Origin of the sequence: Erwinia persicina (genome assembly GCF_014838825.1) — a bacterium.
GTDB lineage: Bacteria > Pseudomonadota > Gammaproteobacteria > Enterobacterales > Enterobacteriaceae > Erwinia > Erwinia persicina_A.
This window is the reverse complement of record NZ_JACYMO010000003.1, coordinates 1-25,615: the sequence shown is the minus strand read 5'-3', so window position 1 is coordinate 25,615 and position 25,615 is coordinate 1. Positions and strand designations below refer to the sequence as shown.

Here is a 25,615-nt window from a genome sequence, read left to right as displayed (position 1 = left end):
GCGCTGCGAAATAAAGATTACGTCCCCCTGACTACCGTCAAAAGAATCGAAAAAAATGCTGATCCCATCAAAACTGAGCCGCCCGGTGCGGCAGCAAAATACCGTGGTTCGCGACCGACTGCTGACGAAGCTTTCGGCGGCCCCCCACTATCGTCTGACCCTGGTTGCCAGCCCGGCGGGCTACGGTAAGACGACGCTGGTGGCCCACTGGGCGGCGGGTAAGAGCGATCTGGGCTGGTATTCTCTTGATGAAAGCGACAACCTGCCGGAGCGTTTTGCCAGCTATCTGATCGCTGCTATCCAGCAGGCCTGCGGCGGCCACTGCGGCAAAAGCGAGGCCCTCAGCCAGAAGCATCAGTACGCCAGCCTGCCCGCGCTGTTTGCACAGCTGTTTGTCGAGCTTTCCGACTGGCACCGCCCGCTGCTGCTGGTGATTGATGATTATCATCTGATTTCTAACGAAGCGATCCACGATGGGATGCGCTTCTTCCTGCGGCACCAGCCGGAGAACCTGTCGCTGGTGGTGCTGTCCCGCACCCTGCCGCCGCTCGGCATTGCCAACCTGCGCGTGCGTGAGCAGCTGCTGGAGCTGAACGCCGCGCATCTGGCGTTTACCCACCCGGAGACACAGCAGTTTTTCGACAACCGCCTGAAGGATCCGATTGACCAGGTCGACAGCAGCCGCCTGTGTGACGACGTGGCCGGCTGGGCCACCGCCCTGCAGCTGATCGCCCTGTCCGCCCGCCAGTCCAGCACGCCGTCGCGCCAGTCCACCCAGCAGTCTGCGCGTAAGCTGGCGGGGCTGAACGCCAGCCATCTGTCCGACTATCTGGTGGATGAAGTTCTGGATCGCGTGGATACCCCGACGCGGGATTTTCTGCTGCGCTGCTCGCTGCTGCGCTCGATGAATGATGCGCTGATTGTGCGCCTGACCGGCGACGGCAACGGCCAGCAGCGGCTGGAGGAGCTCGAACGCCAGGGCCTGTTTATCCACCGCATGGATGACACCGGAGAGTGGTTTAACTTCCATCCGCTGTTTGCCAGCTTCCTGCGCCAGCGCTGTCAGTGGGAGCTGGCGGCGGAGCTGCCCGCCATCCACCGCGCCGCCGCCGAAGGCTGGCTGGCGCAGGGGTTCCCGGCGGAGGCGATCCACCACGCCCTGGGGGCGGATGATATTGATATGCTGCGCGATATTATGCTGCAGCACGCCTGGTCGCTGTTCAACCAGAGCGAGCTGGCCCTGCTGGAAGAGTGCCTGGCCGCCCTGCCTTACGACCGCCTGATCCAGAGCCCCAGGCTGGTGCTGCTGCAGGCGTGGCTGGCCCAGAGCCAGCACCGCTACGCCGAGGTGGACACGCTGCTGGCGCAGGCAGAAAGTGAGATGCAGAAGCGGGATATCGTGATGGATCAGGATCTGAACGCCGAGTTTAACGCGCTGCGCGCGCAGGTCGCCATTAACGACGGTCGCCAGGACGAGGCCGAACAGCTGGCCGCCGAGGCGCTGCGTTTTCTGCCCTACGAGAGTTTTTACAGCCGCATTGTGGCCACCTCCGTCACCGGCGAGATCCAGCACTGCAAGGGTGACCTGGCCCGCGCCCTGCCGCTGATGCAGCAGACGGAGCAGATTGCCCGCCGCCACGAAGCCTATCACTACGCGCTGTGGGCGCTGCTTCAGCAGAGCGAGATCCTGATTGCCCAGGGCTTTTTGCAGGCCGCGTTTGAGATGCAGGAGCGCGCGTTTGAGCTGGTGCGTGAGCAGCATCTGGAACAGCTGCCGATGCACGAGTTTTTGCTGCGCCTGCGCTCCCAGCTGCTGTGGTCGTGGTCACGGCTGGACGATGCCGAAGACGCCGCACGCCAGGGGCTGGAGATCCTCACCAACTTCCAGCCGCAGCAGCAGCTGCAGTGCCTGGCGATGCTGGCCAAGTGTTCGCTGGCACGCGGCCAGCTGGACAATGCTCACCACCATTTACAGCGCTGCGAGGCGCTGCTGAAAACCGGGCAGTATCATATCGACTGGCTGACCAACACCGATAAGCCGCGCGTCACCTACTGGCAGATGACCGGCGATAAAGCGGCGGCGCGCCAGTGGTTACAGCAGGCGCGTAAGCCGGATATGGCCGACAACCACTTCCAGCAGGGCCAGTGGCGCAATATTGCCCGCGTGCAGATCATGCTGGAGAAGTTTGATGAAGCCGAAGTGGTGCTGGATGAGCTGAATCAGAACGCGCGCCAGCTGCGCCTGACCAGCGACCTGAACCGCAACCTGCTGCTGAGTAATCTGCTTTACTGGCACACCGGCCGCAAAGCGGAAGCGCAGCGGGCGCTGATTGAAGCCCTGGGGCTGGCTAACCGCACCGGGTTTATCAGTCACTTTGTCATTGAAGGGGAGATGATGGCGCAGCAGCTGCGTCAGCTGATCCAGCTTAACCTGCTGCCCGACCTGGAGCAGCGCCGGGCGCAGCAGATTTTGCGCGAGATTAACCAGCATCACCGCCATAAGTTTGCGCATTTCGACGAAGGTTTTGTCAATAAACTGCTGACCCATCCGCAGGTGCCGGAGCTGATCCGCACCAGCCCGCTGACTCAGCGTGAATGGCAGGTGCTGGGGCTGATTTACTCCGGCTACAGCAACGACCAGATCGCCGGGGAGCTGGACGTGGCCTCCACCACCATTAAAACCCATATCCGTAATCTGTATCAGAAGCTGGGTGTGGCGCACCGTCAGGAAGCGGTGCAGCAGGCACAGCATCTGTTGCAGGTGATGGGGTACGGGGCGTAAGGGCCCCGGAAATGCTTTTACTGGCTGCCTGTTCAGCGACCGGTCTGGTACTGGCTACCTGTTCAGCAACCGGTCTGGTACTGGCTGCCTGTTCAGCGACCGGTCCGGGGCCAGTTTGAGCACGCCGGATCGGCAAAAGACGCATCCCTGCGGGCCTCGGTACGCGACGTCCTGTCGCGTGACGTCCGGCTTACCTCAAACTGGCCCCCTCCCCGCAAGATAGCGCTCGCTGTAAATTTTAAAACCCCGACTGCATTGCGATCTTTCGTAGGGGGCGATCATCTTTTCCGATCGCCCCGTAACTCCGGATTGGCGTCCTACTCAACATCACGGGCAGACCGGAAAAAAGGGTCTACCCCTTCGCATCCTGAGTTGTTTTCGGTTTGGGTTTTGACCTGGATTTTGACGTTGAGGCGGCATTCAGCAGCGCAGAGGAAGCACAGTGAACCAGGACGAACCGCCAGGACGGCGGTGAGAACCGGTTACTCGTGTCAAGTTAGCGTAACGTATCACGGATTGTGCTGACAGATTTTACTTCCTCAACCAGCGCCTCCATCGTCCACAAACAGTCCCCACCCTGCGGCCCGGCATCCAGCAGCGCCAGCCGGGTCTGCTCATAGACAGATTGGTTCTCGACGGCATCACCGGCCTTATTCAGCGGTGGAAGGCAGCTAGTCCCCGTGCCCTGCTGAAAAGGATAGGCGTGCTGGTGTTGATCCAGAATAGCCAGTACAGCCAGCGTTTCTTTCGCATTCGGTAACAGTGCGTTGTAAAGCGCTTTCCCCAGTTGAATCGCGTGTTGCCTGTCCATTACCGGAGCGAGTTCGGGTGCCAGCGCGATCCATTCACCTTTACCCGCAGAGATATTGTTGAGTATTTCACGCCAGTCGCCGTCGGGAGTATTCCGGGCGAACGCGTGGTTGCCATCTTTTTGAATACCGTGCTGTATCTCTGCGGGGGTTATTGCGGCCCAGGTGAAGGCCGGGAGAAAGAGGAGATATAGCAAGGCTTTCACGGGAGTATCCCGGGTAAGTTATCATTAGCTGTACCGTCACGCTGTCTTTCTTTGATTCCAGCTATCAGAATGGATGATATTACCATCAACATATTTCCAGCTGATTTTTTCATATATAAACTCCACAATTTCCATGTGATTGAAATTCTCCTTAGCAGTGTCTTTAATATCATGCATGAGTGGTAAAATACACTTCACACGCACATTTTCCAGCAGAGTGTTGAAGTACTCAACCTCATAACCGGCATCATTAATCTTAAAAAATTTAAGCTCCACTTGCTTTAGCCTGCGCCCGCTAGTGACGGCTTTATAAAGATAGGAAGAAGATGAATCAATCTCCTTCTCGACAAGATAGGCCAAATGTTTTCTGGTGTTGACTATTTCACCCGTAAGATCATCAGTGGGAAGATAGACTTCATGATGGAGCCCCAGAACTTCAACACTGTTTTCCCTGCCGTGAATATCAACACTGCCTTTAATCAAGTTGCCTGCATCGTCGTGTATGTACATATAAACGGGAATTGCCATCTAATCCACCCTGCGAAATGGGCCAGCCTTACCGACCGTTTTGATAAGTTGCCGCAGGCATTCTTTAGCCTGCGGAGTATCATTCTTGTAAAGAGCCTGGATAGCTTTCACGACATATTCGTTTTGTTCTGGAACCGTTTCGTTATAAAGCGGCATCGAACACACATTACCGATACTGACAGGGGGTAGTTGCTCATCAAGAACATTCATCACGCCCGCCACATTTTTAGGAAGGGCCTGTGCCAGCGCCGTAGCGAGATCTTCAGCGAATCCTGCATCGGTGTAGCGGGCAATCAGCGGAACAATCTGTAGCCATTCAGCCTCCCCAGAGGAAAGACCTTTTACGATTGCTTCCCACTGACTGGTTGATGTTGCCCTGGCATTTTCTTTCGCTAAATCATGGAGGTATTTTTTCGCACCACTGTCATGAATATTCTCAAGCACAATTTTCGGCGTCACCACATTTATTTCGGCCATAGAACTGTATGACAGCATGATCATAGCTAACAAATATATCCTTTTCATCTGACCACCAGAATATCGTCACCGGAATTGAAAATATTTGCTCTAACATTAGCGCCATTGATAATTATACACCCTTCAGAACTACTACCGAGAGTTTTAGGGTTATCACCATGTATTCTGAAAGCATTACGACCAAATGTATTTGTTCCCGCAATAGGTACCAGTTCTATCGTCCAGTTACCTTTACTTCTGGTATGACGAGTAATCCGCCAGTAGCCACGCGGGATCGGCCCGACAAAACCGACATTCTCTTTAGAAGGGTTATTTTTCCTTCAGGGCTACCACTATACCCATTTGCGTAATGTGCTCCATTGTGAGTCATTTCACCGGTTCTCTGATTGTACTCCCACGTCATAACACCTCCTTTTGTTATTACAATTAACGCTAAAAACGTCAAACTGAAAATAATATAAATCACATGCCGATGATATCATTTCACGGTAATCAAGGAATCATTATCGCCAGAAAAAAATATTTAAAGAGATTACGATATCAAACCAAGTACTTATCATTAAGCGTTTAGGTAATACATTTTACATTTAAACCCCATTAATTTTAATCCGTCCCATACGTAAATAAAACAGTTTAATTATTATTTTCAGGGAAGTTAAAAAAACCTACAAACAGAAAAGTTATTTAAAAAACCTGTCAGGAGATTACATCTCCTTCATTATTTTTCTGCGCCGCGTTGCATTTTTTAACTTTGACTCTCTTTTCAGAGTGATTAGTTTTTACTGCTGGTTATAATAACAGGGTTATTAATCGCAGCATGAAGGTGCTAGGAACACCGTCATGCCGCTAACCGCAACAACTAGATGGAGTAGTTATCATGGCTGAGCAGAATTGTAATACAGACGTTGTTAAATCAGAAGTCACCGCGCCCACGCTGCGCCATTTAACCGTGACTTATGCGAGCACCTATCCAGATTACCAGCAGATCCCGGCGCTGAGCATCAAAGGGAAATGGCTGGAAGCCGCAGGCTTTGCCACCGGCACCAAAATCGATATCCGCGTCATGAACGGTTGCCTGGTGATCACCGCCCGCGATCCCGAACCGCAGGAGTCCGCGTTGATGACGTCACTGAGGAAGGTCTGCACGCTGTCAGTACGTAAGCAGCGCCAGGTGGAGGAGTTTATCGGGGTGATTGCGGGGAAACGGGTGCGAGGGTAAGGGATTAAGGAGCGAGTCCCGCCTGAAAAGGCGGGATTTCCAGTTGCTGAGCAATGCCAGAAAGCCCCTGCTGCGCTGATCCAATAGCCAGCCAAGCCTGCCCCACCGCAGTGATAATATTTTTTCTCTTTTTAGTTAAAAGTGAAATAATATTATCACTTTTAATATGACGTTTACTGAGACCGACCCACCATTAAAATGATAATATTATAGCCATAGGCATTAAATAAAGATAAAATATTGACATTATGGCGAAAAAAACAGCACCCTTACTCCCTGACACAAACCGACTGCTTACTGATTTTGGTGAGAGACTGAAACTCGCCCGCCTGCGACGTAAACTCACAGCCAAACAGGTTGCGGAACGTGCAGGGATGACGCCAGTGACGCTACGTTCCCTGGAAGCGGGAGGCTCAGGTGTCACGATAGGGGCGTACCTCTCCGTGATGCAAGTTTTAGGGCTGGAAGATGATTTGAACAAATTAGCAGCTGAAGATGAGCTGGGGCGTCAGCTACAGGATTTTCGCCTGATAAAAAACGATAAGTTTTCCCCCGCAAAAGTCATTGCCTCACGCCAAACGTCTGTGGTTAAAAACTCACGTACCGGGGCTGCTGCCAGACATGAAAAAGCCGATACTCAGGCCGAAGCCAGCGTGAAAACAAGCCACCGCCCAAACACAAAAGCTCCGAAAGAAAGGGGGACTACGTCCGCTGAACTGGCTTCCCTGCTCAAACCACGGAAGAAACCGACAAAAGGTGGCTGACAATGGCAATGATCGCGGTATACGCAGACTGGGCAGGATTATCCGGACCAAAAAGGATGGGTTTCCTGCATAACCGACAAAGTCGGACGCGCGAGCTGTTTGAATTTGAGTATGATCCCGCAGCACTGGCCGATCCCGCTCTAAGCCTTGTGCAACTTGACCCTGAAATTTTGCTATTCGAAGGTGCCCAATATCCGACTCTTCCACGGGATAAGTTTGGCATATTTGGCGACGCCAGCCCCGATCGCTGGGGGCGAATGCTGATGAAGCGTCGCCTGGAACGAGATATCCGCGCCGGTGTTCAGGTTGAAGGATCCCGGTTATATGAATCCGATTACCTGCTGGGCGTACATGACCTTTATCGCGTGGGTGCCCTGCGTTTCAGGCTTGAAGATGCAGGCGAATTTCTTGATAACCGGACTGATATCGCAGCACCACCTTTTACAGAAATTAAGGCCTTAGAAAGAGCAAGCCGTGCGCTGGAGGATGATCCTGACAATACCTCTCCACAGGGTCAGGAGTGGTTGCGTATGCTCATTGCGCCGGGGGGTTCTTTAGGTGGCGCCAGGCCAAAAGCCAGCATTGCAGACGAGTATGGCCATCTCTACATCGCAAAATTTCCCAGTACCCGGGATGATTACAATGTGGGCGGTTGGGAAATGGTCGCCAACGCGCTTGCCACAGGCTGTGGGCTTCACGTCGCCACCGCAGAAGCCCGTAAATTTGCCAGCGATCATCACTGTTTTATGGTGCGTCGTTTTGACCGGACAGATTCAGGCCAGCGCCTGCATTTTGCATCGGCCATGACAATGACCCGCCATCAGGATGGAGATGACGCCTCGAACGGGGTGAGTTATCTGGAACTCGCAGATGTTTTGATACGGCAGGGAGCACAGACCAGGCAGGATTTGAAAGAACTCTGGTCCCGAATCGTTTTCAATATTCTCGTTTCAAACACCGATGATCACCTGCGCAATCACGGGTTTATCCTGGTCCCCGGTAAAGGGTGGCGGCTTTCGGAGGCCTACGATATCAACCCTGTTCCCTGGTCTGACGGCCTGAAACTGAATATCACCGAGGCGGATAACGCGCTGGACCTTGAACTGGCGCGAGAGGTTGCGGGACACTTTCGCCTGAACCTGGCAGAGGCCAATGAAATCATCCAGGACTTTATTGAAATAGTCAGCCAGTGGAGAACCATTGCAAATAGTTTAGGGCTTTCGGGCCGGGAACAAGAATATATGGCTGACGCATTTAGGCTTGCGATGAATTAGCATCACACCAGCCAGACAATGGAAGATGCTCAGCGTTATTTACAGGATCAGCGCTGGATTCACTCATTACTCAAAATAGTCCATATCCAGTTTTGGCACGCGTAATATACGAGAAGTCACTCCAACTTCATTCTCAATCATCAGATTCACCAGCCGCTGCCCATCCACCAGCACCATACCTTCCACTGCCCTGGCAAAGTCCCGCGCCTGAGAAGTAAAGCCAGATGTGGTGATAAACACGCCGCGTCTGGCTTTTTGTCCGGCCAGTGCGCCATAAAAAGCCTGCAGCTCAGGGCGGCCCACCGTGTTCTGCCAGCGTTTCGCCTGCACATAAACCTTTTCCAGGCCCAGCTTATCCAGCGAGATAATGCCATCAATGCCACCATCGCCTGAGCCCCCCACACGCTGAAGATCGTCGCGGTGCCCGCCGTAGCCAAGACGGTGCAGCACATCAAGAACAATCACCTCAAAGCGCGCAGGAGAAACCTGTTTAAGGTTTTCCAGCAATTCATCCGCCACCGCACTGCGTAACTCATTCAGCGCCTGCTCAAGCCGATCGTCCGGGCTGCTCAGCGCCAGTTCCTCCACGCTGAGAGGCTCAGGCTGCGGGTCGAGATCAACGGCATCCGGCTGCTGTCTTAATGTCACACGATTAAAATCAAAGGCCAGATGCGTGACATCCTCTCTGGTCAGTGGCTGAGGATGCGCATGAACCCAGCCCAGTCCTTCCGGCGTCAGGCACCATTTTCCCCGCGACAGGCTCTGCGATAATCCCGCACGCTTTAGCCGGTCGTGTGCCCAGCCTGCCCGGTTTTTATAGGTCAGCTGGCCGCTGGCAATGACTTCTGCACGCTGACTTTCATCCAGATTGAGTCTGTCCGCCGCGGCCTCATGCGCTTCGCGGGCAGTCGCGCCTTCAGGCCTGGTAGCCAGAAAGCGCAACACGGGTTCAATAAATTTATCGTAAGTCGGTACAGGCATGGCGCTTCCTTATGCGTATTACAAAATGATGAACCTGCTGTTCAGGCTCCCTTCAACATATCAAAAACCACCCGGGCGAACCCCCTGGCCAGCTCAGGACTCGACAGATACTGCATCATCATTTCCTGCTGCGCTTCACTGCTGTCCATCACGGCATCATCAATGGCTTTAGGGAAATCACCCAGCATCGCCTGCTCACGCGTATTATTAGCAATCTGCGTCATTACTGACTGATTTTCCGAGAGTTTGTCACGAACGGAAAACGCATAATTGACCATATCTTTGTCGGTCAGATTATCCGTAATAAACAGCTCATTTAACCGTGCCAGAATATGCGACATGAACTCTTCTTTCTTGTCCTTAGGCCTGGCGGTACCCACATCATTACTGGGGTGCAGCTTATATTCCGGTGAATCTTCCTGCAGCTTCAGATGCTGGGCATGGATTTTCGACAGACGATAATGGCTCATCTGGATATTGCTGACATCCACCTCATCCTCGTCCAGTCTCTGCTCATGCAGCAAGGGACGCAGATGACGCGCATAGAGGCTAAGTTTTTCCAGCTCTTTATCGTCATAATCGACGATCTGAGACATAAACTCATAAAAACGCACGAAACTGCCGAGATCCTTTTTAAAGATCTCCAGTCGATCTTGGTACAGCACATCGAATCTGCCGACATTCATCTCCACCCTGGAAAAGTGCCTGGAACCAAAGCTGGGATCGTTACAATGACCTTCGATTGCGCAATGGAGCAAGTGAACTGCTCCCAAACCGGGGTGTTCTTTGAACTCTTTGACGTTTTTGCGATTGTTGTTCAGTTAGCGTTTTGGGTTCAATTAATCCCGCGATAATTGGGCAGCCAGGCTGATTATTACCCTGGCAGTCACGGGCTAATTGCTCAAGCGTTTCCGCCATTGTCTGTAATTCAGCTATCCTGGATCTTAGCTCTGAAATATGGGTAAGCGCCATTGTTTTCACGTCAGAACTGGCTCGTTCGCCATCGAGCCATAAGTTCATTAATCCCGAAATTTGTTCAACAGAAAAACCAAGGTCACGTGAACGACGAATAAAATGAAGACTATCAATATCCGATGAACTGTAATGACGGTAACCAGCATCAGAACGAATTGCTTTTGGTATCAACCCAATTTGTTCGTAATAACGGATCATCTTCGCCGAGATACCTGAGAGTTTAGCTGCCTGACCGATATTCATTTTTTTTCCTCTCTATAAACCCGACAAGCCGAGAGCCTTAATCAGGTTTGGCTTTTGTGATGAAAATGTACCGTAAACTATTTGCTCACCGATCGCGCCGATCGGTGCAACCCGGACGCCGGTACGCGCTTTGGTTTCTGCCATGACGTCAGGATTGGTTATATTCACATCTGGCTGCCCTTTTGATTTATTCAGCTGCATGAATCTGATGACGGTCGTCATCTTGCATAACGGTTTGCTTTATGGGTGGCTGAAAACGTTTTAATCGCAGAGCATTGCCCAGAACAAAGACACTGGAAAGTGCCATTGCCGCAGCGGCAAACATCGGTGAAAGCAACATACCGTTCAGAGGATAAAGCAAACCGGCAGCCACGGGGATCAGTAAGGCATTATAAGCAAAGGCCCAGAACAGATTCTGTTTGATGTTACGAATTGTCGCCTGGCTAAGTGCAATAGCATCAGCAACACCACGTAAATCCCCTGACATTAACACGACATCAGCAGCCTCGATGGCTACATCTGTACCTGTACCAATGGCCAAACCCACATCAGATTCAGCAAGTGCTGGCGCATCGTTAATACCATCGCCAACAAATGCAACTCGAGCGCCATTAGCACGGAATTTTTTCAGGGCTGCAACTTTACCATCGGGTAACACTTCTGCTGCCACTTCATCAATACCGAGTTGTCTGGCAATTGCGGCAGCGGTAGCTTTATTATCACCCGTAATCATTGCAACTTTTAGGCCCAGAGCATGCAGCGCCCTAATCGCTTCAGGCGTCGTTTCTTTGATGGGATCCGCGACCGCGATTATTGCTGCCAGACGGCCATCAATGGCAGCATAGAGTGGACTCTTACCTTGTTCACCCAGACGCAGCGCCGTCGGTTGCAAGTTGTTTACATCAAGGCCAAGCTGAGTCATGTAGCGATCTGCACCAACAGCAACAGTCCGGCCTGCAACCTGAGCAGATACACCAAACCCAGGAACGGCTTCGAAGCTTTCAACAGAAGCCAGAGTGATATCTTGTTGCTTAGCGGCGGCCACAATGGCCTCAGCAATTGGATGCTCAGAACGTGTTTCAATTGCAGCAACTAAAGCTAATACTTCCTTGTATTCAAAACCTTCAGCCGGAACCAAATCGGTTAGCTCAGGACGTCCTTTGGTCAGTGTCCCTGTTTTGTCGAGTGCAACAACACTAACATCACGCAATGCTTGTAACGCTTCACCTTTGCGGAAGAGAACACCCAGTTCTGCTGCGCGCCCAGTACCCACCATGATAGATGTTGGTGTAGCTAAACCCATAGCACATGGACAGGCAATAATAAGAACAGCAACTGCATTAATTAACGCAAAAGTTAGCGCGGGATCTGGACCCAGGAATAACCAAATAATGAACGTTAAGCCCGCCCCTGTCATTACTGCTGGCACGAACCACATGGTTACTTTATCGACTAAGGCCTGGATGGGTAATTTGGAACCTTGTGCTTGTTCAACTAAACGAATAATTTGTGCAAGAACAGTGTTTGCCCCAATCTTTGTCACACGGAAGCTGAAAGCGCCTGTTTTGTTGATGGTGCCTCCGACAACTTCAGCCCCAATACCTTTCGATACGGGTACAGGCTCACCAGTAATCATGCTTTCATCAACATAAGATGAACCGTCAACAACTTCACCATCAACAGGAATTTTTTCACCAGGACGAACGAGAATGACATCATCTGTTGCTACTTGATCGAGTGGAATCTCAACTATTTTGCCATTGCGATCAACGCGAGCTGTTTTTGCCTGAAGTCCGACTAACCGTTTGATTGCCTGTGAAGTACGGCCTTTTGCACGCGCTTCTAAAGTACGTCCAAGCAGGATCAGGGTGACTATCACAACCGCCGCTTCAAAATAGACGTTTGCTGTTCCTTTCGGCAGTACCCCGGGGATAAAAGTGGCGACAACAGAATATCCATAGGCTGCAATTGTGCCAACAGAAACCAGTGAGTTCATATCAGGAGCACCACGTAACAGTGCCGGTATTCCCTTGCGGAAGAAGCGCATTCCTGGGCCAAACAGAACGATAGTTGCAAGCACAAATTGAATGTACCAGTTCACCTGTTGGCCCAATGTTCTCATTACCAGGTCGTGCATACCGGGGATAACATGCGATCCCATTTCGAGTATGAAAACGGGTAACGTAAAAATAGCCGCAGTGTATAGCGCCCGGCGTAATGAACGCGCTTCACCTTCACGACGTTCATTGTCTTGATCTTCTGTATTTGCCGATTCGGCAGATAATCGACGAGATGTATAACCAGCCTTAACGACAGCCGCTTCAAGGTCGGCTACAGAAATAACGTCAGCAAAATGGATAATTCGGGCACGTTCTGTCGCTAAATTCACACCAGCTTCGATAACGCCGGGAGTCTGTGCCAGTGCTTTTTCAACACGTCCGACACAAGATGCACAGGTCATATCTTCAATGGCGAGTTCTGTTATTTCATGACGGACGCTATAACCCGCGCTCTCAATGGCACGAACAGCAGACAGTGCATCGCCTGAATCAGTCACTGTGATATCAGCACGTTCTGTCGCCAGGTTGACTGATGCTGTACTTATGCCAGGCACGGCTTTTAATGCCTTCTCAACACGACCGACACAAGATGCACAAGTCATACCTTCAACGGGTAAACTGAGCCGGGTGGCTGAGGATATTGTTGGGTTAGTATTCATTGAGATTCCCCTTAAATATGGTTGTTGGGTAGCAACATAAGGTTGACCCTAAGGGCAAGGTCAAGGATTTTTTTATTCATTTTGAATTTAATTTTTAACATAGGAATATTGCCTGCCCTCAGCCCCTGAACAATCACTATTTTTCGCTGTACAAATTTCCCAACCACCGCCCAATGCTTTGTAAATACTCACAATGGCGAGTTGCTGATTGGTATAGGCTATCGCCAGGGCACGGCGGCTAATAAAATCAGATTTTTGTGCCTCAAGTACATCTGAGTAAATCCCCTCACCGAGGGAAAACCGTAATTGAGCAAGACGTGCGGCATCAGAATGTGCGACTGATTCAAGTTGGTGTAACTCAAGGGTCTTATTTGCCGCATCATAAGCTTTGAAGGCATCATCCGTTTCTTGTAATGCACGCAGTACGGTCTGATCGTAAACGATTAATGCCGCTTTAGTTCGTGCTTCGCTGGCTGCAATTTGAGCACGCACTCGCGCTGTATCGAGAAAAGACCAGCGTATAATCGGGCCAATAAAGCCCGATAAAATACTGGTATCATTCATTGCATTAAGGCTTCCAGCAACAAGCCCAATAGAACCTTGTATCTGAACGTCAGGATACAGACTTGCTGTGTCAATCCCCACCCGAGCCGTTGCGGCCGCCAGAGAACGCTCAGCAGCAGCAATATCCGCTCGTCGCGAGAGAAGCGAGGCTGGATCACCCACGTCCAGGGTTCGCAGAACCAGGGTTTTGTGTGTTTGTGTTGTTGAAGGTACAGCCGCCGGTAATTTAAAATCCTGAGGGACTTCACCAAGCAAGATCGCCAATGCATTAACAGAAGCGGTTCGGCGGCGTTCCAGTTCAGGCACAGCCGCTTCGATATTGCGCAGCAAAGCTTCTGCTCGTAATTGGTCAAATTGACTGGCAGAACCTGCCTTTACGGAGCGTTCGGTCTGCCTGAAACTTTCGCGCTGACTTTGGCTAATATCAGTAACAACGGCAAGTTCGGCTTCAACACCTCGAAGTTCGAACCATGTAGCAGCGACAGAAGCAGCGACACCTGCTTGTACATGTCGTAATAATGCTTCACGTGAGCCAGCTTGTGCCTGGGCCATTTCCACTGAACGACGTACACGGCCAAAGAGATCTATTTCCCAGGATGAATCAACCGCAATTCGATAAGTATCGAACTGCGATGTCTGGCCGGATGAAGTTTCCGTCCGGCTTTGCCGACGATGCTCATAACCACTCTCTATACCACCCAGTGGTAAGAAATTTTGTCTATTTTCACGCAGAATCGCGTTTGCTTCTTCAAGCCGGGCGACGGCGATACCGATGTCATGGTTTGCAGCAAGTGAGCGTTGGATCAAGATAACGAGTGCAGGATCATCAAATGTTTTCCACCACTCAATTTCAACAGCGCCGGAACCCATACCCGCAACCGATCCACCAAAATTTGCAGCGGATGGTAATAAAGGTGGCGAGTAATCAGGACCTACAGCTGTACATCCGGACAGTAAAATAAGAGCACTCAAAGAGAACAATACTTTTTGAGAAAGTGTATTCATGATATACGCCCCTCTTTGTGCAATTTAACTTTGGCCCGGTATTTTTCGTAGTGCACAGACAACCTGCGCATAACAACATAAAATACAGGGGTTAAGAATAAACCGAATAGCGTCACACCGAGCATCCCCGCAAAGACTGCAATTCCCATGGATTGACGCATTTCAGCCCCAGCGCCACTGGCCAAAACTAATGGAATAACACCGGCAATAAATGCAAGTGATGTCATCAGAATAGGTCGTAAACGTAATCGACACGCTTTGATAACCGCATCCAGAGTACTCACGCCTTCGCTTTCAAGACTTCGGGCGAATTCGACAATCAAAATTGCATTCTTGGCGGCTAAGCCAACCAGGACAATAAGACCTATTTGGACAAAGATATTATTGTCACCCCCCATCAACCAAACACCAGTAATGGCGCTTAACAAACACATTGGCACGATAAGGAGAACGGCTAAAGGAAGCAGCCAGCTGTTATATTGTGCAGCAAGGATAAGATACGCAAGCAATAGACACATCGGGAAAATAAACAGTGCAGAATTGCCAGCCCCTTTTTGTTGGTAAGCCAATTCAGTCCATTCGAAACTCATTCCTTCTGGTAATATTTCTTTTGCCAGTCGCTCCATGGTTTCAACTCCCTGACCTGAACTAACGTCCAACATGGCACCGCCTGATATATCAGCAGAAGGATAGCCGTTATAATGAATGACACGATCGGGGCCAGAGCCTGGTGTAACGGTTACAAATGATGACAGGGGTAACATTTCTCCTGCCAGATTACGGACTTGCAAACGTCCTATCGCTTCTACCTGCATGCGATGAGCGGCATCGGCTTGCGCCATGACTTTGTAAGTGCGGCCAAAACGATTGAAATCATTAACATAGATAGAGCCAAGATAAACTTGCAGTGTTTCGAATACCTCAGCTAAATTAACGCCCTGACTCTTAGCTTGAATTCGATCAATCGTGACATCAAATTGAGGAGCATTAATATCTAAGCTGGTCATAAGCCCTGTCACCATCCCGGATTCAGTGGCTTTAGTCATCAAAATTTGGGTATTTTTCACTAATGCATCAAGCCCGGCACCGCTGCGATCCTCAATTTGCATTTTAAAACCGCCAGTTGCACCTAAACCCGGTACCGGTGGTGGTGGAAATACACCCAGGAAGCCATCAGGAATGGTTGAAAATTTAGCTTGTAATCGCCCTGTAATAGCCATGGCCGAAAGCTCATCAGTCGTACGAGCTTTAAATGGATCAAGAATAATGAACATAACGGCAGCATTAGGAACATTAACAAATCCATTGATTGAAAGCCCAGGAAATGCAACGACACTTTCAACGCCCGGTTCTTCGAGCGCTATTTCAGACATTTTTTTAACAACATCATCGGTACGATCTAACGATGATCCATTAGGCAGCTGTGCGATTCCTACAAGATAATACTTATCCTGCATTGGCACAAAACCTGGTGGAACAGCCTTGAAGCCAAAATAAGTTAGCGCAAGTAATCCACCATAAACTAAAAGTGCCAGACCGCTGACGCTAACCACTTTTCGTACCGTGTTACTATAAGCACTGGGTGCTCGCTTAAACGGCTTGCCGATCATCTGTAAAAATAGATTAACGCGTCCAGGCAAAGTATGTGGGTCACTCACAACATGCGCTTTACGTGGACGTAATAACATGCCTGCAAGTGCAGGGCTAAGTGTGAGTGAATTAATGGCTGACAAGATAGTCGATATTGCAATGGTTAGCGAAAATTGCTGATAAAATTCACCCTGCAGACCACTCAGGAATGCAGTTGGGATGAAAATTGCCGAAAGTACAGAGGTAATGGCAATAATCGGCGACGTAACTTCATCCATGGCCAGCCTTGCGGCTTGTACAGGCGTTTCTCCATTTTCGATATGGCGCTCAACGTTTTCAACCACCACGATCGCATCATCGACGACGATCCCTATCGAAAGGACAAGGCCAAATAATGACAAGGTATTAAGTGAAAACCCCATTATGTACATGATGGCAAAGGTACCAATTAATGAGACAGGTACTGCCAGCAATGGAATAAGTGATGCTCTCCAGCTCCGTAAAAAGAGTACAACGACAATAACAACAAGAAAAATTGCCTCAAGTAAAGTTGTTGCCACTGATTGAAGAGAGGCGCGAACAAATACAGTCGGATCATAAGCAATACGTGAGCTTAATCCAGCAGGAAAATCACCTTCAAGCCGTTGCATCGTTGTTCTCACTGCTTGTGCAACATCAAGCGCATTAGCGCCAGGGCTCTGAATAATTTGAAGCGCAACAGCCGGTTCGCCATCAAGCAGACTACGTAGTGCATACGCATCAGCACCCATTTCGATGCGAGCCACATCCCGTAAACGGGTAACCTGTCCATTATCGCCAGTACGAATAATAATATTACCGAACTGCTCTTCGTCAGTTAATCGTCCAAGTGTGTTTACTGTTACCTGGAAAGCTGCATTTGAATTTGGCATTTGACCAACAGAACCTGCCGCAACCTGTACGTTTTGTTCACGAACTGCGGCAATGACATCACCCGCCGTCAGCATTCTGGCAGCAATAAGATCAGGATCAAGCCAAAGCCGCATACTGTATTCGCCAGCGCCCCAAACGAGGACATCGCTGATACCGGGTATACGTGATAATTCGTCGCGAACCTGGAGATAAGCATAATTGGAAATATAAAGGGGATCGTAACGTTTATCCGCAGACAATAAGTGAACCACCATCAGAATATCTGGTGAGGTTTTTTGAGTGATAACGCCTTGACGTTGTACTTCTTCAGGCAAACGAGGCAGTGCTCGCGAAACTCTGTTTTGCACTTGAATTTGTGCCATATCGGCATTCGTTCCTTGTGCAAATGTGACGGTAAGCGTCATACGACCATCGGTTGCCGACTGTGAGGACATATATAACATGCCCTCAACACCTGTAATGGCTTGTTCAAGTGGTGCAGCAACGGTTTCAGCAATCACCTTTGGATTAGCGCCAGGGTAAGATGCTGTCACTTGAACTGTCGGGGGCGTTACCGCTGGATATTCACTGAGGGGTAACTGGAAAAAAGCGACAATCCCCCCGAGAACCATCAGAATAGAAAGAACAATAGCGAAGATTGGCCGTTCAATGAAGAAACGAGGAAATTTCATGGCTTATCTCCTGCAGTTTGCTTCTCTGTAACTTCGACAGGCTTGCCATCAATTCCGACTGATTGTGGCTTAACTTGCATACCTGGACGAATAAACCCTTTGACGACGATACGTTCACCTGGCTGCAAGCCATGCTCTATGACACGTAAACCGTCCACGGTAGTGCCTAATTCTACCGGTCGATACTCTGTCTTATTTTCTTTATCAACCACTAATACATAGCGACCACCTTGATCGGCACCAATCGATAGATCGGATATCAAAACTTTAGGCTGTGATGGCCCCGTCTCTAATTTAATTTTGGCAAATAAGCCTGGCGTTAATTTTCCATCAGGGTTATCGATAACTGCACGGATACGCACGGTTCCCGTTTGACGTTCAGCACCATTGGAAAGAAAATCAACACGACCCTGTCGCGAATAGCTTTTGTCAGTAAGTAATGCGATTTCTACTTTTGCGGCTGGAGAACTCTTGAGCTTAGCATTGGCTCGATTTGCAGCGAAAAACTGCAAATAAGTACGTTCGTCAATATCAAAATAAACATACAAAGGGTCAATTGAGACGATTGTCGTCAGTGGTGTAACACCGCTGGCAACATAATTCCCTTCAGTCACCAAAGTTTGACCCACGCGCCCACTAATTGGCGCGGTGACATGGGTAAAACTTAACTCAAGCTGTGCTGATTCAAGCATTGCTTTGGCTGCATCCACCTGTGCTTTTCTGGCATTCAGTGTGGCAATGGCAGTATCGAGATTAGCGCGTGAAACAATTTTTTGAGCAAACAATTTTTCAGTACGAGAATATTCAGCTTTAGCTAACATCAATGCGGCTTCTGTTTCTCGCAAACCTGCTTTTGCATTATTAAACGCCGCTTGTAACACCCGTGGATCAATAAGAAATAGTTCGCTGCCCTTTTCGACGAAATGTCCTTCAGGCATACTTACTTTCTGTATATAGCCGGCAACTCTTGGACGTAATTCGACATGATTAACCGCTGTGAGTGACCCCGTGAGTTCTGCAAAGGGGGTTATTGGCCTGACAATCACTTCGGCCACTGGAGCAGAAACAGGTGCTGTTGGAGCCGCCGGTGTGGAGTCGACTTCTTTGCAGCCAGCAATAGCTAGCGCAAGGCTTATTGCCGCTGTGAGCAGTGTTATTTTTCTGACTTTCATCATGTTACCTTCCGCAACTGGAGACGAATGGGTTTTGCTGAGCCTTGGCAGCTCCTGCTGTATTTATCCGACTTACCACGCCTGGAAGGTCAAGTATTTTTTGCGAAAAAATATAAATTTTCAGAAAATACACTGTTCATCAGGTAAAGACACTATAAATAGTTAAAGTGAGGATAACTTAAAACCCAATGAAAATTATCAGGCCGTTTAGAAGACATTAAAAAATATAGAAAATTATTCGATCTAATATAATATTAACCGCACTTATTAAAAGTATAAAAGCGTTAATCACCACTGGTTTCGATGACGTCTTTCAGCGCCCGACTTTCCAGACTCCGATCGGCCAACATCTGCTTCAGACGATGAGTCTCACCCTCAAGATCTTTGTTTTTTTGATATCGACGGATTTCGGTACGATGATGATCGGGTGCCCGATGAAACGGATCTTACGCATAGCGATCTTCTCAGGTGACATAATCAGTATGCAGGAAGGTCTCTGAACGTGAATGGGCCGTTTTGATGGGATACTTACACCACATGATGTTATTAATTATGATATCCACTTCCGAAAAGAGTCCACTGGGCTGAACGGGTCTACTTACAGGCTTATTGAATGACACTGAATCTGTTCTGTTACCTGCTGCTGGCCCTGGCGGCCACCGGCAGCGCATTCCTGCCTCACCCTGTGGTGATGTGGTTCCTGCTGGCCAGCACACTGACGTTTCTGATCTACGGTGGAGATAAACAGGCTGCCCGCAAAAGCTGGCGGCGGGTACCGGAGTCCACCTTGCTGGTCTTTGGCTTGCTGGGAGGATGGCCTGGCGCGATTGCCGGTCAGCAACGCTTTCGCCATAAAACGCAGAAACAACCGTTTAAAACGTACTTCATCATTAGTGTGGTGCTGAATGTGGTGGTGATGATCGCGATATATCATTTCTATAAATACTAAACCAGCAGCTTCGCCTGACCCGATCCCCGTATGTGATCCGTTCATAATCAGGGATAAGCAGCTTGTGATCCTGACCCCGAATCTGATCCAGTCATTGCATCAGTAAACCGGCCATCCTGGGGAAATAAACGCGCGGCGTCACGCCGGTACTGCTCAGCCAACATCCAATGCTGTTGTTGGCGCAGAATCACCCACAGGTTGGCGTAAACGTTTTTATCAATGCGGTGATTCAGATAACGCTGCGCCCATTGGGCATAGGTTTCCAGCCGCTGCTCGTCACCCGTTCGGTTAAAGGCGAGCAAGCCTGCCAACTGGCGATCAAACTGCAGGCGATCGTCATGCATCCAACTTGCCCAGCCCGGCAAGGCGTCCACCTGCCGCATATCCTGCAACCCGCCGCGCTCCGCCTGGGTCAATACCTGCCCGCTGTAAAATCCGGTCACCATCACGAACAGCGCCACCAGCGACAGGGCCAGCATCGGCAGTCGCCATCGTTTTAACCCACAGCCGGTGGCAAGGCGCGGACTGACCAGCCGATCGAGCATTGCCAGCAACAACAGAAACACCAGCCAGTGCAGTGCCGACAGGTAAAACGGGTATTCAGTTTGGCTGTGCAGCGCAATCGGCAGCAGTGCCACGCATAGAGCCAGTGCCTCACCCGCCGATGATTTACCGCAGGCAACAGCACGCCTGTCGCGCCAGTGGGCGTGGGTCAGCAGTTTGATGCCCGCCCCCACCAGGAGCAGCATACCCAGCAGCGCGACCACGCCCCCTTCCACCCACCACAGCAGCAATTCATTATGCGGATGACGGGCGATTTCAGTCACCACCGTGGGTGGCGTCTGGTTTATACGAAAATGCTGAAAACTGTACTCAAAACCGCCGTAACCCCAGCCCAAAAGCGGCTTTTCGGCGATCATCGCCAGCGTATCGCGCAGCATGGCGTAGCGCGCATGGTTGGAGCCGGTATGGCTGGCGTAGCGCAACGCACCACCCAGCTCACTCCCCCACCACAGCACCAGCGCCGCCGCCACGGTGCCGCCGGCAACCAGCAGCGAGGCAATGGCCACAGCCTGCGGATAACGGCGGCAAAAACACAGGACAAACAGCCCCAGCACCAGGGCACCCGCCAGCCAGCCGGTGCGGGATTGCACCCACACCAACACCATCGGCAGCAGCACCAGCGCCGCGGCCAGAGCGCGGCGACGCCAGCGTTCTGCACGCGGATCCAGCCGCTGGAACCCAGGCAGCATATACGCCGCCAACGCCAGCGCCAGCCCTGTGGCGATAAAGCTCGCCAGCACATTAGGTTGCTGGAAAATGCCGAAGGCGCGCGAGCTGCCGGATGGGACCCAGGATTGTGCCATTGCTGGCGCAAACATCTGCAGCAGCGCGATTGACGCCTGAAGCACCGCCGCCGATAAAATTAAATACAGCACCGCATGGCGCTGACGCGCGGTCATACGCACCTGCAGCCAGGTGAAATAGAACGCCGCTCCGGCAAATAAACCAGCCAGCCGCCAAACGGCGGCGCTTTGCCATTCAGGCCGGGTAAATATAGCCGGCAGCGCCATCAGCAAACAGGCGGCGATTATTGTGCGACAGGTCGGCGTTATCACCGTTCGGCACAGCGGTGTTGCCCGCCAGCAAGCCCCTATTAATAGAGCCGCGCCGCCGTAGACCATCAAATTAAACGGCAGCGACAATCCAATCCCGCCGGGGTTGGGGATATATATCGCCAGCGGAACAAACAGAAAAAATAAAAATAAGAAATGAATACGATCGAATGTCATAAAAAAACCTGGAAATATTAGAAAAATGACGTTAAAAAATAACGTCTTTTAGATTATGAAAAATAAGTTCGGCGTGAAACACTTAAGATAATTAGCGTACAGCACGATACTTTTCCCGGCTACCCCCATCGTTAATACACCCTTCGTACTAAGCTCGGTTTGATAAGTGACGGTCTGCTGATTGCCGCTTTGCACGTTATCCCAAAACTTGACCGGCGTTTCGAAGGCGATTTTTCCTTCCTTATCCTTAATGTTAAAATAAGCACCGCTCCCCAGATCCAGAGCAGTATTATTCTCCACCAATCCACCTCCGGGCGAAGAGAAGATCAGCGCAACGCCTAATTTACTACCGGCATGACAAGCCTGGTTCTTAACCGCCGTCACACTGAGGGGTTTGGCGGCGATCAGTCCCGGGGCCGCGACCGCTGAGATAACACCAAAATCAATTTCACTCGGTGCATTGATCGTAACTGAACAGTTCGAGACCTTTATTCCCGCCATACCATGCAAGATATAACGATAGTTTTTCCCCGGTGTACTGTTAATACCCCCTGCACCATCCAGTTGGAACACTGCCATCGCATCATTGCCTCCCTCTTTTATTTCTCCGATTTTCTCCAAATAAATTTTGTATTTGGCCTGACCCTTCTCCGGTTTATTATTCAGCCGCCGGATATCCGTTTGCACCTTGCTGCCTGCCTTGACGATGCCGAGAGCGGCATCGTTATATATCAGCCCCATGCCGATACCGGGGCGCACCACGTCGCCCGCCGGATTACCATAAAAATACACCCATATTTTCGATCTCTTCAGTGATACCATTATCACTATTAATATGACATTCCAGCGCCAACGCGCCCCGACTGCAGGCTAATAAAACGCCGCACAGGCCCAAATGAGCAATAGCTTCTACCCGGTTTTCGATCACACTATCTCCGGTGGTTTTATTCATATCGGCGCTTAAGCGGCCGAACGTAAAAAAACCTGCGGCCCTAAAAAACGAACCGGTATTAGCGCGTAGTAACCCCACCATTTAACCCCTTGATGGCGTAATGTTCACGCAATGGCTTAATCTCAACCCCTGGATAAAAATGAAAAAAATAATAAGGTTATGTCTGTTATTTTTATTGATGGAACGCCGTTTCTGCCATTGATGCTCACTGCGAAACAGCCCGGTAGATTTATCCGATTTTCGTTAAGATCGCAGTCTCATCAGTTGGGGCCAGAGGGCATATACATCGCTGCGGCAGGTCTGAACCGGACAGAAAATAGACCATTATCGTCAACCCGATGGCGATAAAATCAAATACAACGCTGCATGGCGCTGGCGCGTGGTCATGCGCACTTGCAGCCAGGCGAAATAAAACAGCACCCCGGCACATAAGCCAGCCAGTGCCACATATCAGGGCTTTGCCATTCGGGCCGGGTAAAGATAACCGGCAGCGCCAACAGCAAACAGCAAACAGCCTGCGATTATTGCGCGACAGCCAGGCGTTATCAATGCGGCACAGCGGTATTGCCCGCCAGCCGCACCCATTAATAGAGCCGCGCCGGCGTGACCTCAAAAGTAACGGCAGCCGCAATCCAATCCCGCCGGGGTTGGGGATATATATCGCCAACGGCATAAAAAGCAAAAATATAAATAAGAAAAAAAATACGCTAGAATATCGTGATAACCTGGAAATATTAGAAAAATGGCGTTAAAAATAACGCCATACACATTATAAAAATATCAGTCAAACGTGAAACGCTGAACGATAATTGGCGTACAGCACGATGCTTGTAGCCGGCGCGCCCATGTTTACTTACACCCTTCGCGCTAAGCTCGGTTTGACAACTGACGGAATGCTGATCGCCGCTTTGCGCGTTATCCCAAAACTCGACCGGAGTTTCGAAGGCGACGTGCCCTTCTGCGTTGTATAGGGTTGGTGTGTACTCCGGGAGCTGGACGGGGACAGACGATTCGGGCCAACATGGCCCGTCTTATTCATAACTTATGTTCACGATCGCGCTGCCAGAGTAGCTCCCAGGTTCCAGCAGGGCGATGCCCCGCGTTTTCACCTTGAGCGGTATCGGACGACTTCCATTATCGGCCATATTGAATACGCCAGGCCGTCCGTACCCACTACCCCAGTCCAGTACAGCTACGGTGGTATTATCACCCCCGAGCGGTATTTCTTCTGCAGTGTTCGTTTCGATACGCACAGCCACAGCCGACGTGCAGGAGAGGCGTACATCCGGAACTATCTGTTCGCCAGGATCACGGCCGGCGGCGGTGTTGAATGTCACATTTATTTGTTCTGGTTCCACCTTGCAGCTCGGGACTTGTACACGCGGTTTGGCGCAGTTCGATACGATGGTGTTGGCCGCCATGCGTCGGAGGATTTCGTCATTCGTTCCGGCGATGACCAGACAGGGATTACCTGCGACTCCGACTTCGAATCGTGGAACGTCAAATGCGATACGCCCCTTGTCGACCACGGCCGACCACCATTCCCCCAGGGTTTTATAGTCCATGTCCGTATGTCCTTCCGGAAAGTCGAACCCCTTGAGGTCCCACGTAGTATATTCCTCGCGGCCGACCGGATACCACTCTTCTTGGATTGCGAAGAAGGTGAGATGGCACCCCCATCGTTGGTAGCAGGGGTTGGGGGTAGGGTCCGTCGCGCTAGCCCCCGAGACCGTGCCATAAAGCGCTTCCCACGGCCGGTCAGGTGGGGGTGCTGTTGTTATACTCACGGTCAGGTTGGAGAAGCATAGGGTCGGGACACTGCAGATCAGCACGACGAAGACACGCAAGGTAGTATGGAAATTCATGGTGTATATTTCTCAGAATTTTTATTAAACGGCAGAGACCCTTAAATATCATCCATTGGATGACCCAGCATACGCTCTGCCCATAATGTCCACCGTGCCTCGTACGTTCGCACTCGTTCCGCAGTTTCTGTCGATGACAGCCCCTGTCGGCGAGCCTGCTCGTAAAGCCGCGCGCGTCGTGCACGATGGTTTTCCAGCGCTCTGGGCGCTATGGTGGACCCCGTGGGGGTAAACCATACCCCCAGCCAGTCAAACCCCTGTGCAATCCTGCCCAGTTGTGTTTTGTCCGGGTGGGTTTCAAACCCGCCCAGGTCAAAAAATTCATGCAGCCGCTTAACGCTGCGCCGCAGTTGCCAGCGGGTGCGGGTAAACAGCAAAAAGTCATCCATATATCGCGCATACCACAGGCCCTCCTGGGCGTTAAAAAAGTTATCTACGTGGTGCTTCTGCCACCGAAACCACGCTACCGCCATGCCCGCGCAAGTGCATGCAACGGGCAGGTTTTGGCAGCAGCGCAGCCCACTTCAATATCAGTGCATCCTGCGCACACCACTGCACCCAACTGTGACCACCACGCCGCAATACCTGCATCGGTGCCAGCCGGTAACTCCCACTTTGCAGTTGCTGATACAGCCGGTCGTCCTGCCGCGCCCAGTGAAAGCGCAAATGCCAGATGTCCACATTGGGTGGCGCATGGCGACGACGTTGGCACAGCCAGCGCCAGGCGGTTTGCCATGCCGCTGCACTGTTATTCATATTCCAGGCTAAAGGTCACCACCGCACTGAACGGCCCGCGCTCAATGGTTTTATGCTTCAGCGCGTCCGGTTCACCCTGCACATAGGCCTGTGCCGCCAGGGTGTTGGCCCCGCTCACCAGTGCCTGCGCCTTGCCTTGCTGGTTAATGGGCAACGGTTCGCCCTGCGCAGTTTCCATACCGATGGCGATGCCGCTGGCCTGGCTGGCACCGCTAAGCGCCAGCAACCCCGGCAGCGCGGTGCTTTCATTACCGCTGAAGGTCACCCTGACCGTTTTGCCCAGGCTGAGATCGCACTCCGCCAGATGCAGCCTGAACGCCTGGCCGAGGGTGCGGGTGTTCAGATACAGGTACTTGTCGATTACCGTGTCAAAATCCAGCACCACCGTTTCATCGCCCGGCGGGATCAC

General features: G+C 51.0%; 23 protein-coding genes and 1 pseudogene. 6 read left to right on the top strand and 18 right to left on the bottom strand.

Translation table 11 applies throughout. The features are described from left to right. Positions 1 to 55 precede the first annotated feature (55 nt). Positions 56 to 2,782: an HTH-type transcriptional regulator MalT gene (gene malT / locus IFU29_RS09335; protein WP_191933695.1), complete on the top strand. Its 2,727-nt coding sequence runs from the start codon at positions 56 to 58 to the stop codon at positions 2,780 to 2,782. Positions 2,783 to 3,278: 496 nt separating this feature from the next. On the opposite strand, the gene IFU29_RS09330 is transcribed toward malT, so the two are convergent. The 4 genes from IFU29_RS09330 to IFU29_RS22710 are packed head-to-tail and all read right to left on the bottom strand — an operon-like array spanning position 3,279 to position 5,077. Continuing rightward, entirely contained in the window at positions 3,279 to 3,797 is a 519-nt protein-coding gene (locus IFU29_RS09330) for a hypothetical protein (protein ID WP_191933694.1), read from the bottom strand. 36 nt (positions 3,798 to 3,833) lie between these two features. Then, positions 3,834 to 4,325 (bottom strand): type VI secretion system tube protein TssD, encoded by a 492-nt coding sequence (gene tssD, locus IFU29_RS09325; RefSeq protein ID WP_118665474.1) that lies wholly within the window; start codon positions 4,323 to 4,325, stop codon positions 3,834 to 3,836. After that, a complete protein-coding gene (locus tag IFU29_RS09320; protein ID WP_191933693.1) occupies positions 4,326 to 4,835 on the bottom strand; it encodes a hypothetical protein in 510 nt (169 codons plus the stop codon). It abuts the gene before it with no gap. A gap of 11 nt (positions 4,836 to 4,846) precedes the next feature. Further along, positions 4,847 to 5,077, bottom strand: coding sequence for a hypothetical protein (locus tag IFU29_RS22710; RefSeq protein WP_342214471.1), 231 nt, complete (start codon positions 5,075 to 5,077; stop codon positions 4,847 to 4,849). Between the two features lie 602 nt (positions 5,078 to 5,679). Between IFU29_RS22710 and symE the strand changes: the two genes are divergently transcribed. The 3 genes from symE (at position 5,680) to IFU29_RS09300 (ending at position 8,059) form a co-directional block, all read left to right on the top strand. Beyond that, complete coding sequence (gene symE, locus IFU29_RS09310) at positions 5,680 to 6,021, top strand: endoribonuclease SymE (protein WP_191933692.1); 342 nt, start codon at positions 5,680 to 5,682, stop codon at positions 6,019 to 6,021. Positions 6,022 to 6,269: 248 nt separating this feature from the next. After that, a complete protein-coding gene (locus IFU29_RS09305; protein WP_191933691.1) occupies positions 6,270 to 6,785 on the top strand; it encodes a helix-turn-helix domain-containing protein in 516 nt (171 codons plus the stop codon). 2 nt (positions 6,786 to 6,787) lie between these two features. Continuing rightward, positions 6,788 to 8,059, top strand: a complete 1,272-nt coding sequence (locus IFU29_RS09300) for a type II toxin-antitoxin system HipA family toxin (protein ID WP_191933690.1) — start codon at positions 6,788 to 6,790, stop codon at positions 8,057 to 8,059. A 66-nt stretch (positions 8,060 to 8,125) separates the two neighbouring features. Here IFU29_RS09300 and IFU29_RS09295 read toward each other — a convergent pair whose 3' ends face one another. The 7 genes and pseudogenes from IFU29_RS09295 to IFU29_RS09265 form a co-directional block, all read right to left on the bottom strand. Continuing rightward, positions 8,126 to 9,040, bottom strand: coding sequence for a restriction endonuclease (locus IFU29_RS09295; protein WP_191933689.1), 915 nt, complete (start codon positions 9,038 to 9,040; stop codon positions 8,126 to 8,128). A gap of 41 nt (positions 9,041 to 9,081) precedes the next feature. Continuing rightward, positions 9,082 to 9,696: pseudogene (locus IFU29_RS09290) on the bottom strand (type I restriction endonuclease subunit R); the annotation flags it as partial. A 70-nt stretch (positions 9,697 to 9,766) separates the two neighbouring features. Further along, positions 9,767 to 10,258 (bottom strand): Cu(I)-responsive transcriptional regulator, encoded by a 492-nt coding sequence (gene cueR, locus IFU29_RS09285; protein ID WP_191933688.1) that lies wholly within the window; start codon positions 10,256 to 10,258, stop codon positions 9,767 to 9,769. A gap of 187 nt (positions 10,259 to 10,445) precedes the next feature. Next, on the bottom strand, positions 10,446 to 12,977 hold the full coding sequence (locus IFU29_RS09280; protein ID WP_191933687.1) for a heavy metal translocating P-type ATPase: 2,532 nt from the start codon (positions 12,975 to 12,977) through the stop codon (positions 10,446 to 10,448). Between the two features lie 87 nt (positions 12,978 to 13,064). Further along, positions 13,065 to 14,546, bottom strand: a complete 1,482-nt coding sequence (locus tag IFU29_RS09275; protein ID WP_191933686.1) for an efflux transporter outer membrane subunit — start codon at positions 14,544 to 14,546, stop codon at positions 13,065 to 13,067. After that, positions 14,543 to 17,719: an efflux RND transporter permease subunit gene (locus IFU29_RS09270; protein WP_191933685.1), complete on the bottom strand. Its 3,177-nt coding sequence runs from the start codon at positions 17,717 to 17,719 to the stop codon at positions 14,543 to 14,545. The genes IFU29_RS09275 and IFU29_RS09270 overlap by 4 nt, the downstream gene beginning before the upstream one ends. Continuing rightward, the gene (locus IFU29_RS09265) at positions 17,716 to 18,894 is read right to left on the bottom strand and encodes an efflux RND transporter periplasmic adaptor subunit (RefSeq protein WP_274604289.1); all 1,179 of its coding nucleotides are present in this window, start codon (positions 18,892 to 18,894) and stop codon (positions 17,716 to 17,718) included. Before IFU29_RS09265 ends, IFU29_RS09270 begins: the two co-directional genes overlap by 4 nt. A gap of 610 nt (positions 18,895 to 19,504) precedes the next feature. Between IFU29_RS09265 and IFU29_RS09255 the strand changes: the two genes are divergently transcribed. After that, the gene (locus IFU29_RS09255; RefSeq protein WP_191933684.1) at positions 19,505 to 19,840 is read left to right on the top strand and encodes a DUF1294 domain-containing protein; all 336 of its coding nucleotides are present in this window, start codon (positions 19,505 to 19,507) and stop codon (positions 19,838 to 19,840) included. Between the two features lie 47 nt (positions 19,841 to 19,887). Here the strand turns inward: IFU29_RS09255 and IFU29_RS09250 are convergent, their stop codons facing one another. Genes IFU29_RS09250 through IFU29_RS09240 form a run of 3 tightly spaced genes read right to left on the bottom strand, consistent with a single transcriptional unit; the run spans position 19,888 to position 22,666 of the window. After that, positions 19,888 to 21,633, bottom strand: a complete 1,746-nt coding sequence (locus IFU29_RS09250) for a PglL family O-oligosaccharyltransferase (protein ID WP_191933683.1) — start codon at positions 21,631 to 21,633, stop codon at positions 19,888 to 19,890. A gap of 48 nt (positions 21,634 to 21,681) precedes the next feature. Beyond that, complete coding sequence (locus tag IFU29_RS09245) at positions 21,682 to 22,455, bottom strand: hypothetical protein (RefSeq protein WP_191933682.1); 774 nt, start codon at positions 22,453 to 22,455, stop codon at positions 21,682 to 21,684. After that, on the bottom strand, positions 22,409 to 22,666 hold the full coding sequence (locus tag IFU29_RS09240) for a hypothetical protein (RefSeq protein ID WP_191933681.1): 258 nt from the start codon (positions 22,664 to 22,666) through the stop codon (positions 22,409 to 22,411). The genes IFU29_RS09245 and IFU29_RS09240 overlap by 47 nt, the downstream gene beginning before the upstream one ends. 359 nt (positions 22,667 to 23,025) lie before the next feature. Between IFU29_RS09240 and IFU29_RS09235 the strand changes: the two genes are divergently transcribed. Further along, positions 23,026 to 23,337, top strand: coding sequence for a hypothetical protein (locus tag IFU29_RS09235; RefSeq protein ID WP_191933680.1), 312 nt, complete (start codon positions 23,026 to 23,028; stop codon positions 23,335 to 23,337). A 279-nt stretch (positions 23,338 to 23,616) separates the two neighbouring features. Here the strand turns inward: IFU29_RS09235 and IFU29_RS09230 are convergent, their stop codons facing one another. From IFU29_RS09230 to IFU29_RS09220, 4 genes are all read right to left on the bottom strand, one after another. Continuing rightward, positions 23,617 to 24,150, bottom strand: coding sequence for a hypothetical protein (locus IFU29_RS09230; RefSeq protein ID WP_191933679.1), 534 nt, complete (start codon positions 24,148 to 24,150; stop codon positions 23,617 to 23,619). A gap of 341 nt (positions 24,151 to 24,491) precedes the next feature. Then, the gene (locus tag IFU29_RS22490; protein WP_244633671.1) at positions 24,492 to 24,839 is read right to left on the bottom strand and encodes a hypothetical protein; all 348 of its coding nucleotides are present in this window, start codon (positions 24,837 to 24,839) and stop codon (positions 24,492 to 24,494) included. Positions 24,840 to 24,879: 40 nt separating this feature from the next. Further along, a complete protein-coding gene (locus IFU29_RS22485) occupies positions 24,880 to 25,206 on the bottom strand; it encodes a hypothetical protein (RefSeq protein ID WP_244633670.1) in 327 nt (108 codons plus the stop codon). After that, on the bottom strand, positions 25,199 to 25,615 hold a 417-nt coding region (locus IFU29_RS09220; protein WP_191933678.1), incomplete at its 5' end, for a fimbrial protein. The genes IFU29_RS09220 and IFU29_RS22485, both read right to left, overlap by 8 nt.